Source organism: Leptospira ognonensis (assembly GCF_004770745.1).
GTDB classification, from domain to species: domain Bacteria; phylum Spirochaetota; class Leptospiria; order Leptospirales; family Leptospiraceae; genus Leptospira_A; species Leptospira_A ognonensis.
This window is the reverse complement of record NZ_RQGD01000044.1, coordinates 1-1,728: the sequence shown is the minus strand read 5'-3', so window position 1 is coordinate 1,728 and position 1,728 is coordinate 1. Positions and strand designations below refer to the sequence as shown.

The window sequence follows — 1,728 nt, the reverse complement described above, 5'->3', positions numbered from 1 at the left end:
TATAACGAACTAGGCTACACGACGTTGTCCGTAGCTGAGCCTCGCAGAGGCGTTAGCGTCGGCGCGACTTCTTGCGACGCAAGAAGCGTGACGGAGGACAATGTGCCTTTAGGCCGAGCGAGGGCCGGGGTCCCGAGCGTAGCGTGTCAGCCGCAGTTATGCGAAGTCAAAGATGAGAAGATAATGAAGTCTTCAACATCTTTGAAAAAGAGATAAGTCGAAATTTATTTAGGAAAGCATTTTTTGGAATCTTCAGATTTCTTTAAAGCATAGTTATATCCACCCATTATTTCTGCTTCTTCATATTGTTCATTTGTTAATCGCATAGCTGCAGGTTTCCAAGTTGTTAGATTTTTTTCATAGCAAATGTAATATAGTTCGCTCGCTTTAACTTCGATATTCAACATCTGAGTATTTTTAGATTCGATATCTCTGTTAGCAAATCCTACTTCCAATATATGTTTTCCAGGAAGAAGGTTAAAAGATTTCGTCATTGTACTCTGCGAATATCGATTATCAAAAATTTGAGACATAGACGGTTTGACCGAATTTACACTAAGAACGGCTAAACCAACTGGAACAACAATACGCGTTATTTTTGTTTTATCATCCTCACCATTTGAAAATTGTGTTCGTATTGAAAGAGCACTTGCGCAATTTAAAAGAGCCATTATTAGCCCGATAAATAGAATTTTTTTCATTATTAATCTCCTCCGGCAATCATTAATTTGAAATTAGATATTGCAAATTAAAATTACTTGCTTCGGAAGTTTTAGTTTATCTTTGATTTCGCATAACGAACTAGGCTACACGACGTTGTCCGTAGCTGAGACTCGAAGAGGCGTTAGCGTCGGCGCGTCTTCTTGCATCGCAAGAAGCGTGACGGAGGACAATGTGCCTTTAGGCCGAGCGAGGGCGCAAGTCCCGAGCGGAGCGTGTCAGCCGCAGTTATGCGACGTTATTCTTTTTGGTGATTTAATTATTTGGAACTAGATATTATATATCATACTAAGGCTTAATTGGCTATTCAAGATTAGGTAGCTGATCATTAGATTCAAAATCGTAAAACATACTCTCATTTTATTAATGTGTATCGATATTTCCTTTATCGAATGGTTGCAATTTTCCTCCGAAAAAAATTAGAAGAATCGGGCTTAAAAAATATAGTAATATTATAATTGGAGAAGTATAAACTAAAATTAGACCAATTATACCAGATATTAAAGGCGAAAAACCGATAAGATAGAAAATTATAAAAGGAATTATTGGATTAAGAACTAAATGTATGGTAGCCTTGATTCCTAGATTGTTAATTAAGTTAGTTTTAGAAAATATTTTCGTAGCAGTTATCGTAATAGTAGACAATGCGCTTAGCATCAATAAATACAAATAAAAAAAGAGAAATGAGAATATATTATCTATAATATAATGCTGTTTCATATTAAGTAGCTCTAGTATAAAAATTCCAAAAACATTATTTCCGTTTAGTAAAAATGCCAAGCTAGGTATGAAAAAAATAGTACACCATAGTAGATTGTAGAAAATAAAATACTTTAATGCTGCTAAGAATATAGCGAAAATGTTCATTTTTTTGATTTTGATGTAATTTTTTTAAACCAAAGGAAATTTCAAGATGAAATTGAATAATGTCGCATAACGAACTAGGCTACACGACGTTGTCCGTAGCTGAGCCTCGCAGAGGCGTTAGCGTCGGCGCGACTTCTTGCG

General features: G+C 35.8%; 1 protein-coding gene. It reads right to left on the bottom strand.

Annotated features, from left to right (window positions below):
• Nucleotides 1-224: 224 nt before the first annotated feature.
• Complete coding sequence (locus EHQ58_RS15555; protein WP_135624836.1) at nucleotides 225-701, bottom strand: hypothetical protein; 477 nt, start codon at nucleotides 699-701, stop codon at nucleotides 225-227.
• Nucleotides 702-1,728: the final 1,027 nt, after the last annotated feature.